The sequence below is a fragment of the Paenibacillus sp. FSL R7-0272 genome, from assembly GCF_037969905.1.
In the GTDB taxonomy this organism is placed as follows: domain Bacteria; phylum Bacillota; class Bacilli; order Paenibacillales; family Paenibacillaceae; genus Paenibacillus; species Paenibacillus polysaccharolyticus.
Window position 1 is genome coordinate 5,318,102 of record NZ_CP150221.1, and the last position, 14,967, is coordinate 5,333,068.

7 protein-coding genes, 17 tRNA genes and 3 rRNA genes are annotated in these 14,967 nt (G+C 47.5%); 2 read left to right on the forward strand and 25 right to left on the reverse strand.

The window, feature by feature from the left end:
• Positions 1–333 precede the first annotated feature (333 nt).
• Positions 334–2,754 (forward strand): helix-turn-helix domain-containing protein, encoded by a 2,421-nt coding sequence (locus tag MKY23_RS23470; protein ID WP_339832587.1) that lies wholly within the window; start codon positions 334–336, stop codon positions 2,752–2,754.
• 65 nt (positions 2,755–2,819) lie between these two features.
• On the opposite strand, the gene MKY23_RS23475 is transcribed toward MKY23_RS23470, so the two are convergent.
• From MKY23_RS23475 to MKY23_RS23595, 25 genes are all read right to left on the reverse strand, one after another.
• Positions 2,820–3,752: a methyltransferase domain-containing protein gene (locus tag MKY23_RS23475; protein ID WP_339832589.1), complete on the reverse strand. Its 933-nt coding sequence runs from the start codon at positions 3,750–3,752 to the stop codon at positions 2,820–2,822.
• A 191-nt stretch (positions 3,753–3,943) separates the two neighbouring features.
• Positions 3,944–4,708 (reverse strand): anti-sigma factor, encoded by a 765-nt coding sequence (locus MKY23_RS23480; RefSeq protein ID WP_339832591.1) that lies wholly within the window; start codon positions 4,706–4,708, stop codon positions 3,944–3,946.
• Positions 4,708–5,283: a sigma-70 family RNA polymerase sigma factor gene (locus tag MKY23_RS23485; RefSeq protein WP_339832593.1), complete on the reverse strand. Its 576-nt coding sequence runs from the start codon at positions 5,281–5,283 to the stop codon at positions 4,708–4,710. The genes MKY23_RS23480 and MKY23_RS23485 overlap by 1 nt, the downstream gene beginning before the upstream one ends.
• Positions 5,284–5,332: 49 nt before the next feature.
• On the reverse strand, positions 5,333–5,911 hold the full coding sequence (locus MKY23_RS23490) for a plastocyanin/azurin family copper-binding protein (RefSeq protein ID WP_339832596.1): 579 nt from the start codon (positions 5,909–5,911) through the stop codon (positions 5,333–5,335).
• A gap of 375 nt (positions 5,912–6,286) precedes the next feature.
• Positions 6,287–6,365, reverse strand: a tRNA-Leu gene (locus MKY23_RS23495).
• A 32-nt stretch (positions 6,366–6,397) separates the two neighbouring features.
• Positions 6,398–6,471: transfer RNA gene (locus MKY23_RS23500), tRNA-Cys, on the reverse strand.
• Positions 6,472–6,477: 6 nt separating this feature from the next.
• Positions 6,478–6,552, reverse strand: a tRNA-Gly gene (locus MKY23_RS23505).
• A gap of 4 nt (positions 6,553–6,556) precedes the next feature.
• Positions 6,557–6,631 (reverse strand) — tRNA-Gln (locus tag MKY23_RS23510).
• A gap of 14 nt (positions 6,632–6,645) precedes the next feature.
• Positions 6,646–6,718, reverse strand: a tRNA-His gene (locus tag MKY23_RS23515).
• A gap of 27 nt (positions 6,719–6,745) precedes the next feature.
• Positions 6,746–6,819: transfer RNA gene (locus MKY23_RS23520), tRNA-Trp, on the reverse strand.
• A gap of 6 nt (positions 6,820–6,825) precedes the next feature.
• Positions 6,826–6,911: transfer RNA gene (locus MKY23_RS23525), tRNA-Tyr, on the reverse strand.
• Positions 6,912–6,920: 9 nt separating this feature from the next.
• Positions 6,921–6,996: transfer RNA gene (locus MKY23_RS23530), tRNA-Thr, on the reverse strand.
• A gap of 21 nt (positions 6,997–7,017) precedes the next feature.
• Positions 7,018–7,090: transfer RNA gene (locus MKY23_RS23535), tRNA-Phe, on the reverse strand.
• Positions 7,091–7,186: 96 nt separating this feature from the next.
• A tRNA-Asp gene (locus tag MKY23_RS23540) sits at positions 7,187–7,264 on the reverse strand.
• Positions 7,265–7,292: 28 nt separating this feature from the next.
• Positions 7,293–7,366, reverse strand: a tRNA-Met gene (locus MKY23_RS23545).
• A 16-nt stretch (positions 7,367–7,382) separates the two neighbouring features.
• Positions 7,383–7,458: transfer RNA gene (locus tag MKY23_RS23550), tRNA-Val, on the reverse strand.
• Between the two features lie 100 nt (positions 7,459–7,558).
• Positions 7,559–7,630: transfer RNA gene (locus MKY23_RS23555), tRNA-Glu, on the reverse strand.
• Positions 7,631–7,647: 17 nt separating this feature from the next.
• A tRNA-Ser gene (locus MKY23_RS23560) sits at positions 7,648–7,739 on the reverse strand.
• Between the two features lies 1 nt (position 7,740).
• Positions 7,741–7,816: transfer RNA gene (locus MKY23_RS23565), tRNA-Asn, on the reverse strand.
• 71 nt (positions 7,817–7,887) lie between these two features.
• Positions 7,888–10,813: ribosomal RNA gene (locus MKY23_RS23570) — 23S ribosomal RNA — on the reverse strand.
• A 207-nt stretch (positions 10,814–11,020) separates the two neighbouring features.
• Positions 11,021–11,096: transfer RNA gene (locus MKY23_RS23575), tRNA-Ala, on the reverse strand.
• A 22-nt stretch (positions 11,097–11,118) separates the two neighbouring features.
• Positions 11,119–11,195 (reverse strand) — tRNA-Ile (locus MKY23_RS23580).
• A gap of 35 nt (positions 11,196–11,230) precedes the next feature.
• Positions 11,231–11,347: ribosomal RNA gene (rrf, locus tag MKY23_RS23585) — 5S ribosomal RNA — on the reverse strand.
• Between the two features lie 99 nt (positions 11,348–11,446).
• Positions 11,447–13,002, reverse strand: a 16S ribosomal RNA gene (locus MKY23_RS23590).
• Together the 16S, 23S and 5S rRNA genes with 17 tRNA genes alongside form the textbook arrangement of a ribosomal RNA operon.
• Before the next feature lie 461 nt (positions 13,003–13,463).
• Complete coding sequence (locus tag MKY23_RS23595) at positions 13,464–14,342, reverse strand: nucleotidyltransferase-like protein (RefSeq protein ID WP_167375848.1); 879 nt, start codon at positions 14,340–14,342, stop codon at positions 13,464–13,466.
• 131 nt (positions 14,343–14,473) lie between these two features.
• Here MKY23_RS23595 and MKY23_RS23600 point away from each other — a divergent pair, with 131 nt between their 5' ends.
• Positions 14,474–14,851, forward strand: coding sequence for a DUF2614 family zinc ribbon-containing protein (locus MKY23_RS23600; protein WP_090924511.1), 378 nt, complete (start codon positions 14,474–14,476; stop codon positions 14,849–14,851).
• Positions 14,852–14,967: the final 116 nt, after the last annotated feature.

Genomic DNA, 14,967 nt, shown 5'->3' on the forward strand with positions numbered 1-14,967 from the left:
GCAACTTTTCAAAACAGACTGCGGACGGTTTTTGATCCTAGACTCAGGTCGGGGATCTGCTTGGACCTTGGACTGTCTGCGGGCAGGACTCAGGGTATTTTCGTCAAAACACCGCACTTCGGATACCTGTTATTACCCTTATAACGGAAACATCTCACGGAAGCCCACCTTCTAATATGAAAAAGCCGTTATCTCTATACGTACGTGGATTACACGATTTCGCTCCTGGAATTACTTTTTTATCCAAATAAACAAAAATTAGATTGTTCTAATTGAAAGCGTTTACTAAAATAAAGAAGTAATGAAATCTATTTTCCATCAAGGGGTGGACACGTGCGATCACTAAGCTATCTCCATAAAATGATTATCTTCGGACTTCTGTTAAGTACAGTGCCAATTCTGCTCACGGGAATTGCTGCTTTTATTTATTCTTCTAACCAGACAGAACTGCACCGGACACAAGCGAATCAACAGCTTCTCGAACAGATTCAGTCCAATGTAGAGCACAAACTCGCTACGGTTAGTTACATGCTGGACCAAGCGGTGCGCTCTCCAATTACACTTCGTTCTCTTGCGGACTCTAATTCACTGGGGCGAGTCAGCAAGTTACAAGCGGGCGACCTGCAGACAGAGTTCCAGCATATGAAGTCATGGGAACCTCTGCTCGATATTATCTTAGTCAACCAATCCAAGGATTGGCTTATTAATCATGCTGGCTTATATGCCAACACTCGCTTCCCGTTATCACTGCCCATGAAAGATCTAATTGCGGATACACTGGCCTCGGGATGGCAACTCGCACCCTCAACCATATTTAGTAACGAAGATGATGACGAGCAGAGAATCTCAGGCCAACGTCTTTCAGATAAAGGCTGTATTTATCATATTACGCTCGCAAGAACGATTCCCGATGCAAGTGCATCGTCCAATGCAGCACTAATCGCTGGAATTCCAGCATGTTATATGCAAAATCCGCTGGCGCAATCCCCGACAACCGAAGCCTCAGGCGCCGGTTTGATCATTATAAATCGGGAACAACGTGTTATTGCTCACCCGAATGCATCCTATATTGGACAACCTTTGTCTGCGATAGGCCTGCTTGATCGGAAGAACGGAGAACATATTCAGACGTTACCACCTGTAATGTACTCTGACGCTTATGCTGAGCATGAAGTGCAACTTGCCAATGCAGATTATTCGTTAACTTATAGTCCTTCTACATTAAAAGGATGGACATATATTCTCATCTCTCCCGAGAATACATTAACTCAAGACTATATTAGAATCGGATTCCATACGTTATATATCAGTATGGCCATACTCTTGCTTTCGCTGCTGCTCGCGTGGCTAGGTTCCCAACGAATGCTCGCTCCCATCAGACGTATTCTTACTCAATTAGGCGATAATATCATTCACAAAGGGCATTCCGTGGTACCACATCAGTCTGTGCATAAACCTGATGAACTGGAACAAATTCGAATGGGCGTTTCTCAGTTATCTAATGCACACTCTCAACTGGAATCCACTTTAAGTCAGCATCAGAACCAAATACGTACCTATACTATGATGCAGTTACTTCAAGGCAAAACCAGCTTTAAAACATTACACAGCACATTACGAGAACAGGGATATGTTACACATCCTTCTACGTGGCAACAAATTGCCGTCGTAGCACTACAGCCTGAACTAATAAACCACTCTAAATATAGAATGGAGGATCGCTCTCTGCTCTTATTTGCCATCCAGAACATGCTTGAAGAAACGCTTCAGCCTGATCAGCAACTACTTCCTATTGTATTGGAACAACATGTTGTAACCGTGATTGGCAGTACGGAGGGAGATCTATTGCCGTTCTCGGAGCATATTTCAAAATTAACAGAACGATTACAGCAACAGATCGGTGAGGTTTTGGATTTGAAGGTCAGTATCGGTCTAAGTCAGCCACATCCATTCATGAGTCATATTCCACAGGCATACAACGAAGCTATAGATGCGCTTAAACATCGGATGCGGCTTGGGACAGGCATTATCGTACAATATAAGCAACATGATTTGGCTTCAGCTGCATGGGCCATGGCCTATCCAGAGGCAATAGAGTATTCGTTGCTTCAATCTATTCAGCAAGCAGACGAGAGTGTTGCTACCCAACAGTTGACTGAACTGTTAGAGACTCTATTTTCACTGGAGTGCACTCCAGAAGAGTATCAATACGCCCTCATGCGGCTGTTAACACATATCTTGAAGCTTGCACAAGACTCTGGTATTCGACTTGCCCAGATCAGTCAGAGCCACCGTTCTCTTTTTCAGGAGTTGCATGTTTTACAATCCGCTACTGAGGTGGAGCATTGGTTCAGCCATCAGGTGATCCTGCCTGTCATTCACATTTTTAAAGAAAGGCAGGTCGTACAGTCTCAGCACATTTCAGAGAAAGTGATCGCTATTATCCAGCAAGATTACGACAAAGATCTAACCCTGGAAGAATGTGCAATGCGGCTTCATTACAATGCTAACTATTTAAGCAGCGTTTTTCGTAAGGAAACGGGCGCTTCATTTAGTGAGTATTTGACGAGGTACCGGCTGAATATCGCCAAAAGATGGCTGGACGAACGGGATTGGACGGTAAAAGAAATTGCTGAACGGCTTCGTTATACCAATCCACAAAACTTTATCCGTTCTTTTCGAAAATGGGAGGGTATGACTCCCGGAAGATACCGGGAGTGTAAGAAACATCCCGAACGGGCTGTTAAAGGATAGATTAGAACTCCATCGAAAAGGGATATTTGTTAAACCTTGAAGATGCATTCGAGTTTGTTTTATGTCTACTTTTTGACTGCAGACACGGTTTTCATATGAGCTTGTTCTAGCTGAATCAGCATTTTACCGAATCTTGCTCCCCGAGAATAGGGAACCACGCCGCTCGTATAGGTGTCACGAATATATGTTTCAGCTTTACTTAACGCTACCGCATCGGTTGGCATTTCATAGGTGTGTAGCCACTCAGGGAGCTGTTGAATCAATTCTTCTACCTGAATCTCAAAATCATTCACTTCTCTCGTAATAATCATTGTATAAGAATATCCCTTAAGGTAGAGCAACTGCTGGAGGTATGCCATGTCCCCTGCCTTGTAAGGAGCATCCACGTCAAGTACTGTTCTAAGCTCATCCATCAGTGTATGCTCTTTGGCACCGGCAATCGTACTGACATAAACATACTTTCGGGCACAGTGTATAGCTTGCTCAATCGTTTCCCAATCAGACATCGCGGGGCACATCGAGGCAAAGACGATATCATATTGTTTCTCCCAGCCTTTATCCGATATAGAGATTTCTTCAAATCGCTCGGATACAATCGTAATGTTATTCTCCAGTTCAGCAGGAATGGTTTCCTGCATTAACGAGACAAGCAAAGCAGAAGGCTCAACTGCAGTGACCCTGGCTCCCTTTTCTGCAAAAGGAATCGTAAATATACCAGAGGCCGCACCCACGTCCAGCACCGAGGCTCCTTCAAACGTTACACCCTGATTTTCAATCCAGCCCATAATGCGTGCCGAGCGGTTCTTGCCTTCCTCTGTAAAAGACTGGGCATGATAATTCCGGGCCCAACGTTCGAATGCTTCCTCTGTATCAAAAGGGGCACTTTTTTGCTTATATCTTGAACTTCTCGGGCGGTTCTTCCACGCTTCTTCCCATACACCCAGGTCAAATAATAATTCTGCATTCGCTGTACTCGGTTGAGTCGTCAGCTTCTTCACGTCCTTTCATATTATAGACTTAATATATCTACAATATATTGAATTGATTTATACGTCAACCTTTATGTTACTTATCTTCAAACGTAAAAACAACACAGAAGGGGAAAGCCCTCTCCTGTGTTGTTTAACACTATGGCGCTCAATGGTACACGGATTTACAACACTCTCTTCTCCCCGGCTTATCTGACCTGTTAACTTGAACGAAACATCTGCGGACCACGCGGAGCAAGTCCCGTAGAATCAGGTTCCAACGTAATCGCAATGGAATCATAGCTCCATGCCTGGTTGCCCATAGGAATTGCGAGCACAGCAAGCCCCATCTGATTTTCTACTTTCAGCTTGCCTGCGTTATGGTACGCCTGTTCCTTGTTCAACCATACCTGGTAAACCTCATTCTTCTGTGTCTGTGGAGGGTTGAACAGGTAGACGACAAACTGCTGATCTTTGCCGGTGCCTACAATACAAGCTACTCCATAACTCGTTCCAGAGGTGAGCGACTCCAACTTCATAACCTTTTGTATTTCAGAAGTAGGCAAATCCATCGAATTCATTAGCGTTACGGGTTGCTCGATGCGCTCTTGAATTAAAACTACATTTCCTATCAAACTAGCACCAAGAAGGATAAGTACAGATGCTGCTACAAGATTCACTTTTGGATTGTTATAGCGTTTCGTAAACCGCTTGAATCTGCTACTGCTTTTATGTTCTACAAGATCCGGCGCAGAGGTTTCGTTTCTTTTCCCCCATGCCGCTTCCATCACCTGTTGTTTTAAATCAGATGGCAACTCCACTTGCTCCATATGCGTTGGAATCGCCTCCCAACCTAGCCGTAATTGTTCTAATTCAAGCTTACATGACGCACAATCAGCAAGATGTCTTTCGAAAGCTTTGCCCTCCTCTGAGCATGGATTTGATAGATATTCCAGCATGTATGAGCAGACGGTTATTGACGACATTACCACTCTCCCCCTCCCGCAAGCAAATGCTTACGCAGTATTTTCAGTGTCTGGTGCAGTCGGCTTTTAACTGTGCCCAAAGGCTCCTGATAGTGTGCAGCTAACTCACTCAAGCTGTATCCCTGCCAATAAAAATGTTCGAGCAATTGAAGTTGCTGCTGAGACAAGAATGCACGCATTCCTTTAATCTGCTCCTTCAACATTTGTTTTTCAACTTGGCTTTCGACCGATAGTTCAGCAAGCTCTGCAACTCTCTGCAGCTTCTCAGATGTATAATAAGACACCATCTGGCTCGACAGACTTCGTTGCTTACGTAACCAATCGATAGCTAAATGACGTGTGATGGTGATGATCCAGTTCCTGCAATGACCCTTGTTGGGGTCAAATTCGGCCTCTGTTGTCCATATCCTGACAAAAACGGACTGCACCACTTCCCGAGCACCGTCCTCCTGTTGAAGAGCCTTCCAGGCGAATGAGTATGTGAGAGAAGCATAACGGTCATATAGTTCTGATAATGCTTCTTGTTTTTTCTGTTTAATCAGCAGAATTAGTTGGTAATCGGAATACTCCTGCATTCAAAAGTCTTCCCCTCTCCTGTCAGGTCGAGCAATTTCAATCACAGGACTACTTGGAGAGAACTTTAATTACCCCTTTCATACTTGGATGAGGCCCACAGTGATAATTGATCTCGCCCGCCTTTTTAAACGTAACCACTGACTTCTCTCCCTCGCCCAGTAGTCCTGTATCGAAAGAATCGTCTTCTGCAACAACGGAGTGCTCAACTTGATCCTTATTCACGAATTCAACTTGATCACCAACCTTGATCTTCAGCTCTGCAGTTTGAAATGCAAAATCAGAAATTTCAATTACATACGTTTTGCTTTTCTCTACTTGGGTACCCGCAGGTTTTTTAGTATCTTTAGAAGATTTGGACGTATCACTCTTCTTCTTTGTAGACTTTTTCTTATCTGTAGTCGCAGGCGCTGATTTCTTCGGTTTGGCTGGCTTAGTTGGTTTAGATGGCTTGGTCGTTTTGTTAGCTGTAGAACCCGTTGTTTGTTTGGACGATGGCTTTACGTCCTTTTTGTCTGTTGTTCCCGTCATGTGATGGTGAGCCGATGCTTCTGCACCTGCCAACTGTGGCAATGTTAAACATAGCCCCAATACCAAAAGTAAGGATAAATATTTTGCTGATTTGTTCATTATTGCTTTCCTCCCTAGAATAAAAAAATTAAAATGTCGCATAAATGCGTTCAATCATAAGAAACGAATGATATCCTTAAACGGTTTGATATCCCTGAATTTTTATTTTATAGAGCCATCATGTTGGTTTTCTTGAAGAGTACTTAATACCCAGATACAAGATACACTTATATATCGAATGGAAGAGGCCATAAATGAGGCCCATGCACCTAACATATCATTTCTTATTTACTGAGCGAATACTGTTTTAAAATACTTCGCTCTTGAGAATAATGCTTTAGAGCAGAGCCGCCGCCGTATCATAAGAGTAGAGTATTATAAATCAATACAAAAAGAGTTCACTAGAGATAAACTCTAATGAACTCTTTAAATAAATACCGGCGAGAGGACTCGAACCTCCACGGTTTCCCACTCGATTTTGAGTCGAGCGCGTCTGCCATTCCGCCACGCCGGCTTATTTGATTGTAGCATATAATAAATATATGCTGGAGGCGCCACCCAGATTCGAACTGGGGATAAAGCTTTTGCAGAGCTGTGCCTTACCACTTGGCTATGGCGCCTTATTATGGAGCGGAAGACGGGAATCGAACCCGCGACCCTCGCCTTGGCAAGGCGATGCTCTACCGCTGAGCCACTTCCGCATAATGGCTGGGGATATAGGATTTGAACCTATGCATGACGGAGTCAAAGTCCGTTGCCTTACCGCTTGGCTAATCCCCATTAGATAACAAAGGGGCGATCGAGGGGAATTGAACCCCCGAATGCCGGATCCACAAACCGGTGCGTTAACCACTTCGCCACGATCGCCATATAGAAACTACTTTTAAAATTAATTGGCAGGGGCAGCAGGAATTGAACCCACACCAACGGTTTTGGAGACCGTTGTTCTACCTTTAAACTATGCCCCTAAAAACTGGTGGAGGATGATGGATTCGAACCACCGAACCCGTACGGGAGCAGATTTACAGTCTGATGCGTTTGGCCACTTCGCTAATCCTCCAGGATTACATGGTGCCGGCGAGAGGACTTGAACCCCCAACCTACTGATTACAAGTCAGTTGCTCTACCAGTTGAGCTACACCGGCATATTAAGTTTTCTATCAAGGTGGCTCGGGACGGAATCGAACCGCCGACACGAGGATTTTCAGTCCTCTGCTCTACCGACTGAGCTACCGAGCCATAATAAAGTTTAAGCTTGAGTCGCTACACTTTATCCAGGGCATCAGTGCCATACAGCAGATGTAGTGAACAACTTGCCTCATGTTAAGAATTAAATGGCGGAACCGACGGGATTCGAACCCGCGATCTCCTGCGTGACAGGCAGGCATGTTAGGCCAACTACACCACGGTTCCAGATCACTTTCGGTTAGAAAAGTTACAATTGCGGGGGCAGGATTTGAACCTGCGGCCTTCGGGTTATGAGCCCGACGAGCTACCGGGCTGCTCCACCCCGCGTCATCAAAAAATTATATGGTGGAGGCTGAGGGGATCGAACCCCCGACCCTCTGCTTGTAAGGCAGATGCTCTCCCAGCTGAGCTAAGCCTCCGAACAACACATTTATGATCTTACCATAAATTCGATATGAAAATCAACTCTTTTTTGAAGTGATGAGTTTCTCATCTCAGTTTATAGTTTGAAAATAATAATGACCCGTAGGGGATTCGAACCCCTGTTACCTCCGTGAAAGGGAGGTGTCTTAACCCCTTGACCAACGGGCCTTACTGAAGAAGAATTATGGCGGAGAGAGAGGGATTCGAACCCTCGAGACGCTTGTGACGCCTACACGATTTCCAATCGTGCTCCTTCGGCCAGCTCGGACACCTCTCCATGGCTCCCCGAACAGGACTCGAACCTGTGACAACTCGATTAACAGTCGAGTGCTCTACCAACTGAGCTATCAGGGAATATGTTTCAGAGTTATTGTACTCTGAAAACTAGATTCGAAACGAAACGCACGCGATTTAAAACTTGCATATTGGATAAGCCCTCGACCGATTAGTACTGGTCAGCTCCATGCATTGCTGCACTTCCACCCCCAGCCTATCTACCTCGTCGTCTTCAAGGGGTCTTACATACTGGGAAATCTCATCTTGAGGGGGGCTTCACGCTTAGATGCTTTCAGCGCTTATCCCGTCCGTACATAGCTACCCAGCGGTGCTCCTGGCGGAACAACTGGTACACCAGCGGTACGTCCATCCCGGTCCTCTCGTACTAAGGACAGCTCCTCTCAAATTTCCTACGCCCACGACAGATAGGGACCGAACTGTCTCACGACGTTCTGAACCCAGCTCGCGTACCGCTTTAATGGGCGAACAGCCCAACCCTTGGGACCTACTTCAGCCCCAGGATGCGATGAGCCGACATCGAGGTGCCAAACCTCCCCGTCGATGTGGACTCTTGGGGGAGATAAGCCTGTTATCCCCAGGGTAGCTTTTATCCGTTGAGCGATGGCCCTTCCATGCGGTACCACCGGATCACTAAGCCCGACTTTCGTCCCTGCTCGACTTGTAGGTCTCGCAGTCAAGCTCCCTTATGCCTTTGCACTCTTCGAATGATTTCCAACCATTCTGAGGGAACCTTTGGGCGCCTCCGTTACTCTTTAGGAGGCGACCGCCCCAGTCAAACTGCCCACCTGACACTGTCCCCGCACCGGTTTACGGTACCAGGTTAGAACCTAGATACGATCAGGGTGGTATCCCAACGGTGCCTCCACGCAAGCTGGCGCTCACGCTTCAAAGGCTCCCACCTATCCTGTACAGATCGTACCCAAATTCAATATCAAGCTGCAGTAAAGCTCCATGGGGTCTTTCCGTCTTGTCGCGGGTAACCTGCATCTTCACAGGTATTAAAATTTCACCGGATCTCTCGTTGAGACAGCGCCCAAGTCGTTACGCCATTCGTGCGGGTCAGAATTTACCTGACAAGGAATTTCGCTACCTTAGGACCGTTATAGTTACGGCCGCCGTTTACTGGGGCTTCGGTTCACAGCTTCGGATTGCTCCTAACCACTCCCCTTAACCTTCCAGCACCGGGCAGGCGTCAGCCCGTATACTTCGCCTTACGGCTTCGCACAGACCTGTGTTTTTGCTAAACAGTCGCTTGGGCCTTTTCACTGCGGCCCCCTCGTGCTATTCACACTACCGGGGCACCCCTTCTCCCGAAGTTACGGGGTCATTTTGCCGAGTTCCTTAACGAGAGTTCTTCCGCGCGCCTTAGAATTCTCTTCTCGCCTACCTGTGTCGGTTTGCGGTACGGGCACCTTCATCTGGCTAGAGGCTTTTCTTGGCAGTGTGAGATCATGACCTTCGCTACTGTAATTTTCACTCCCCATCACAGCTCAGCCTTACGGTTAGCGGATTTGCCTACTAACCAGCCTTACTGCTTGGACAGGCATCCATCAGCCTGCGTCACTACCCTACTGCGTCCCCCCATCGCTCGTAACGATTTACGGTGGTACAGGAATTTCGACCTGTTGTCCTTCGACTACGCCTTTCGGCCTCGCCTTAGGTCCCGACTTACCCTGAGCGGACGAGCCTTCCTCAGGAACCCTTAGGCTTTCGGCGGATCAGATTCTCACTGATCTTTTCGTTACTCATACCGGCATTCTCACTTGTATAATGTCCAGCGCTCCTTACGGTACACCTTCAACCCTTATACAACGCTCCCCTACCCCTGATGCAAAGCATCAAGCCATAGCTTCGGTGGTGTGTTTAGCCCCGTTACATTTTCGGCGCAGAGTCACTCGACCAGTGAGCTATTACGCACTCTTTCAATGGTGGCTGCTTCTAAGCCAACATCCTGGTTGTCTGTGCAACTCCACATCCTTTCCCACTTAACACACACTTGGGGACCTTAGCTGATGGTCTGGGCTGTTTCCCTTTTGACAATGGATCTTAGCACTCACTGTCTGACTCCCGGAAGTAAGTCTATGGCATTCGGAGTTTGACTGAGCTTGGTAACCCTTGCGGGCCCCGCACCCAATCAGTGCTCTACCTCCACGACTCTGTTTTCCGAGGCTAGCCCTAAAGCTATTTCGGGGAGAACCAGCTATCTCCGAGTTCGATTGGAATTTCTCCGCTACCCCCACCTCATCCCCGCATTTTTCAACATGCGTGGGTTCGGGCCTCCAGTGCGTGTTACCGCACCTTCACCCTGGACAGGGGTAGATCACCCGGTTTCGGGTCTACGTCCACGTACTATGGCGCCCTATTCAGACTCGCTTTCGCTGCGGCTCCGGCTCTTCACCTTAACCTTGCACGGGAACGTAACTCGCCGGTTCATTCTACAAAAGGCACGCCATCACCCCTAAAACGGGCTCTGACTTTTTGTAAGCACACGGTTTCAGGTTCTATTTCACTCCCCTTCCGGGGTGCTTTTCACCTTTCCCTCACGGTACTGCTTCACTATCGGTCGCTAGGAAGTATTTAGCCTTGGCAGATGGTCCTGCCGGATTCATACGGGGTTTCACGTGCCCCGCACTACTCGGGATCCGTCTCGGAGGGAACAGACTTTCAATTACAGGGCTTTTACCTTCTTTGGCGGGCCTTTCCAGACCTCTTCGCTTAACCGGTTCCTTTGTAACTCCATGTGAGACGTCCCACAACCCCAAAGAGCAAGCTCTTTGGTTTGGGCTTCTCCGCGTTCGCTCGCCGCTACTGACGGAATCACTATTGTTTTCTCTTCCTCAGGGTACTTAGATGTTTCAGTTCCCCTGGTATGCCTCTACTTGCCCTATGTATTCAGACAAGAGTAACTGGAAATTACCCCAGCTGGGTTTCCCCATTCGGACATCCCCGGATCAAAGCTTGCTTACAGCTCCCCGAGGCAGTTTCGTTGTTCGCCACGTCCTTCATCGGCTCCTAGCGCCTAGGCATCCTCCGTGTGCTCTTAGTAGCTTAACCATATGCTCCGGTTTCGTCTGCTCGCTTCCCTTGTTTTGGACTACGTCCAAAGCCAAAAGTCGCTCCCACCCGATACCATCGCAATTGCATTATCTACCGTTTTTATTGAAACTTGTTTAACACAAGTTCAGCTAAAAAGGAATGTTCTAATTCGCGTTTGTTTCATTTCGATATCTAGTTTTCAAAGAACAAGCTTGTAAATCTTGTTGGTGGAGCCAAGCGGGATCGAACCGCTGACCTCCTGCTTGCAAGGCAGGCGCTCTCCCAGCTGAGCTATGGCCCCATACATTATTCAGATGTTAAAATGGTGGGCCCTGGTGGACTCGAACCACCGGCCTCACCCTTATCAGAGGTGCGCTCTAACCAACTGAGCTAAGGGCCCACATTTATATAAGTTTTGAACCCGTAATGGGTTACGCTTGGCGGCGTTCTACTCTCCCAGGACCCTGCGGTCCAAGTACCATCGACGCTGAAGGGCTTAACGGTCGTGTTCGGGATGGGAACGTGTGGAACCCCTTCGCTATCGCCACCAAACGTTTGAGAGTTTGAGCTCTCAAAACTGAGCAACGAGTGAGTGGTTTGCAGCTGAGCTGCATATTTGAATGTTTCCACGCGGGAAACGATTCTCCATAGAAAGGAGGTGATCCAGCCGCACCTTCCGATACGGCTACCTTGTTACGACTTCACCCCAATCATCTATCCCACCTTCGGCGGCTGGCTCCTTGCGGTTACCCCACCGACTTCGGGTGTTATAAACTCTCGTGGTGTGACGGGCGGTGTGTACAAGACCCGGGAACGTATTCACCGCGGCATGCTGATCCGCGATTACTAGCAATTCCGACTTCATGCAGGCGAGTTGCAGCCTGCAATCCGAACTGAGACCGGCTTTGGTGGGATTGGCTCCATCTCGCGATTTCGCTGCCCGTTGTACCGGCCATTGTAGTACGTGTGTAGCCCAGGTCATAAGGGGCATGATGATTTGACGTCATCCCCACCTTCCTCCGGTTTGTCACCGGCAGTCTATCTAGAGTGCCCACCCGAAGTGCTGGCAACTAAATATAAGGGTTGCGCTCGTTGCGGGACTTAACCCAACATCTCACGACACGAGCTGACGACAACCATGCACCACCTGTCTCAACTTTCCCCGAAGGGCACCTAACGCATCTCTGCCTCGTTAGTTGGATGTCAAGACCTGGTAAGGTTCTTCGCGTTGCTTCGAATTAAACCACATACTCCACTGCTTGTGCGGGTCCCCGTCAATTCCTTTGAGTTTCAGTCTTGCGACCGTACTCCCCAGGCGGAGTGCTTAATGTGTTAACTTCGGCACCAAGGGTATCGAAACCCCTAACACCTAGCACTCATCGTTTACGGCGTGGACTACCAGGGTATCTAATCCTGTTTGCTCCCCACGCTTTCGCGCCTCAGCGTCAGTTACAGCCCAGAGAGTCGCCTTCGCCACTGGTGTTCCTCCACATCTCTACGCATTTCACCGCTACACGTGGAATTCCACTCTCCTCTTCTGCACTCAAGTCACGCAGTTTCCAGTGCGATCCGGGGTTGAGCCCCGGGATTAAACACCAGACTTACATGACCGCCTGCGCGCGCTTTACGCCCAATAATTCCGGACAACGCTTGCCCCCTACGTATTACCGCGGCTGCTGGCACGTAGTTAGCCGGGGCTTTCTTCTCAGGTACCGTCACCTTGAGAGCAGTTACTCTCCCAAGCGTTCTTCCCTGGCAACAGAGCTTTACGATCCGAAAACCTTCATCACTCACGCGGCATTGCTCCGTCAGGCTTTCGCCCATTGCGGAAGATTCCCTACTGCTGCCTCCCGTAGGAGTCTGGGCCGTGTCTCAGTCCCAGTGTGGCCGATCACCCTCTCAGGTCGGCTACGCATCGTCGCCTTGGTGAGCCGTTACCTCACCAACTAGCTAATGCGCCGCAGGCCCATCCCCAAGTGACAGATTGCTCCGTCTTTCCAGTTCTCTTCAGGCGAAGAAAACAAGTATTCGGTATTAGCTACCGTTTCCGGTAGTTGTCCCAAGCTTGAGGGCAGGTTGCCTACGTGTTACTCACCCGTCCGCCGCTAACCATCCGAGAAGCAAGCTTCTCTTCAAGTCCGCTCGACTTGCATGTATTAGGCATGCCGCCAGCGTTCGTCCTGAGCCAGGATCAAACTCTCCAATAAAGATGAATTTCGTCAGCGTCGTTAAACGCAGTGGAACTCATCGGGGTATTGAAAAGAGCGATAAGCTCATTTTGAATCTGACGAGATTAAAAATCTCATTTTGATCTTGCAAGCAAGATCGATACTCACTCGTTGTTCAGTTTTCAAAGATCAAACACGATTGTTTTACTTACTTTCTCGTCCTCACCAAGTTTCGGCGGCGACTTAAATAATGTAACACATTTCGTTTGTTTTCGTCAAGAATTTTTTTTGAATTTCTTTTTTAACACTTTATGTTCTTCACTTTTCCTCAACTGAATTTGTCATTTTATGATGATTTACTCATTTGGGGAACGAAATATAATGTACCATAATCTCCAGATCAGAGTCAACACCTAAACATATAAATTATTAAACAAACAAAAAAGGAAGGTTACCCCTCCTTTATAAACCATTTCACATTATCTCATTGATAGAATCAATCAACTCTCGATCCAATAGCGAATTTCCCGGCCTTCCCCTTCTAATGAGGGCCATCCAGCTGATTCTTTAACTATAGAACGAAACACAAGTTTTCGAAGTACCAACGGCAGGTCCTTGCGAACAAATCTTAATTGAGGATGATGAACCAGTTCATTAATACTCCATGGCTCTTTTCGGCTTCTAATCACACGGAGCAGAAGTTCAGAGCATTCTCCCATTTTCGACATGACAGAAAACTCACAAGCGAGCAATACAAGCTCCACGCGCTGTTCCAAAGTCTCAGAACTTACAGTCAGTTCCTGATACAGCTTCCATAATGCACGATCTAATTGCTGCACATGAGTCCAGACGGCATGATCAGGGTAGATGCCCTGTTCAATAAGCACGATCCTTGCCCAGCTGCCCAGTGCCTCCAATGCATTGTAATAGGCATCCACAACATGCCCCTGCTGGATATGACGCTTCGCCTCAACGTACATCCTCAGAAAACTGGTAAACTCGTGAAACAGTTTTTGCTCACGCAACTCGTTCCCGAACGAAGATAACTCTTCTCTCAAATCGCTAATCTGGTTGCCCGTTTCCCAGATAATCTCACCATCAATAAGGCATTGCATGAGATTATCATGTTCTCCCGTAACCGCAGTAATCTGTAAATCAGACTGGCTGACATAGATCAACTGATAACGAAGATCTCCGTATCTGTAATGTTCGACCGTTGACATCGATTGATCTGTGTTATGCACGATCAGTACCATCAAGTCAAAATCCTGGATCAGGGAGCCGTGGAATCGCTCTCCCGGGTGGGAATAAGCGATAGCCCCAACTGCCCCTGTCTCTTCCGACTGCTCGGACAAAAAAGCAAGGTTCTTTAATTCCACGATTCCCTCCATACAATTTATACAATTCATGGCAGTTTAGCGCCAAGTCAGTTATAATGTAATTCGACATGATATACAATGTTTCCTTCTTTTTCAGGTCCGATACTACTCATACGATAGGAGCATTTTTTATGATTTTTAAATCAGCAAAAATTAATGCTTTTCGCACTTGGGGATTGCTGTTAACCATGCTAGGAATGGGCCTAATGATACTCGGCACAGCCGGAATTGTGTTCTGGGGACATGCCGGAAAGGTCATCGCAGCGGTCGGCCTTGTGATCGGGCTTGTTGCCATGCTGGGCAGTTTGATCATTTATTTCTGGGCAGGCATGCTCTCAACCAGTGCTGTGCAGGTCGATTGTCCAGAATGCGGCAAGTTAACGAAGATGCTGGGTAAAACAGATCGTTGCATGTTCTGTCATACCATTCTGACGATGGACCCGAACAAAGCCAATACAATGAGTCCGCCTGTGGAACCAACCACTCCACCAGCCGCGCCTTCCAAGTAACTCACAGGCGCCGAAATCCCATTAATGCATTTTGTCCATAAACCTTCACTGTACACTCTTAAACTCTGTACTCAACCTACAAGGTGGGTAAACGTATCCAGCGCGGTTTGTAGTGC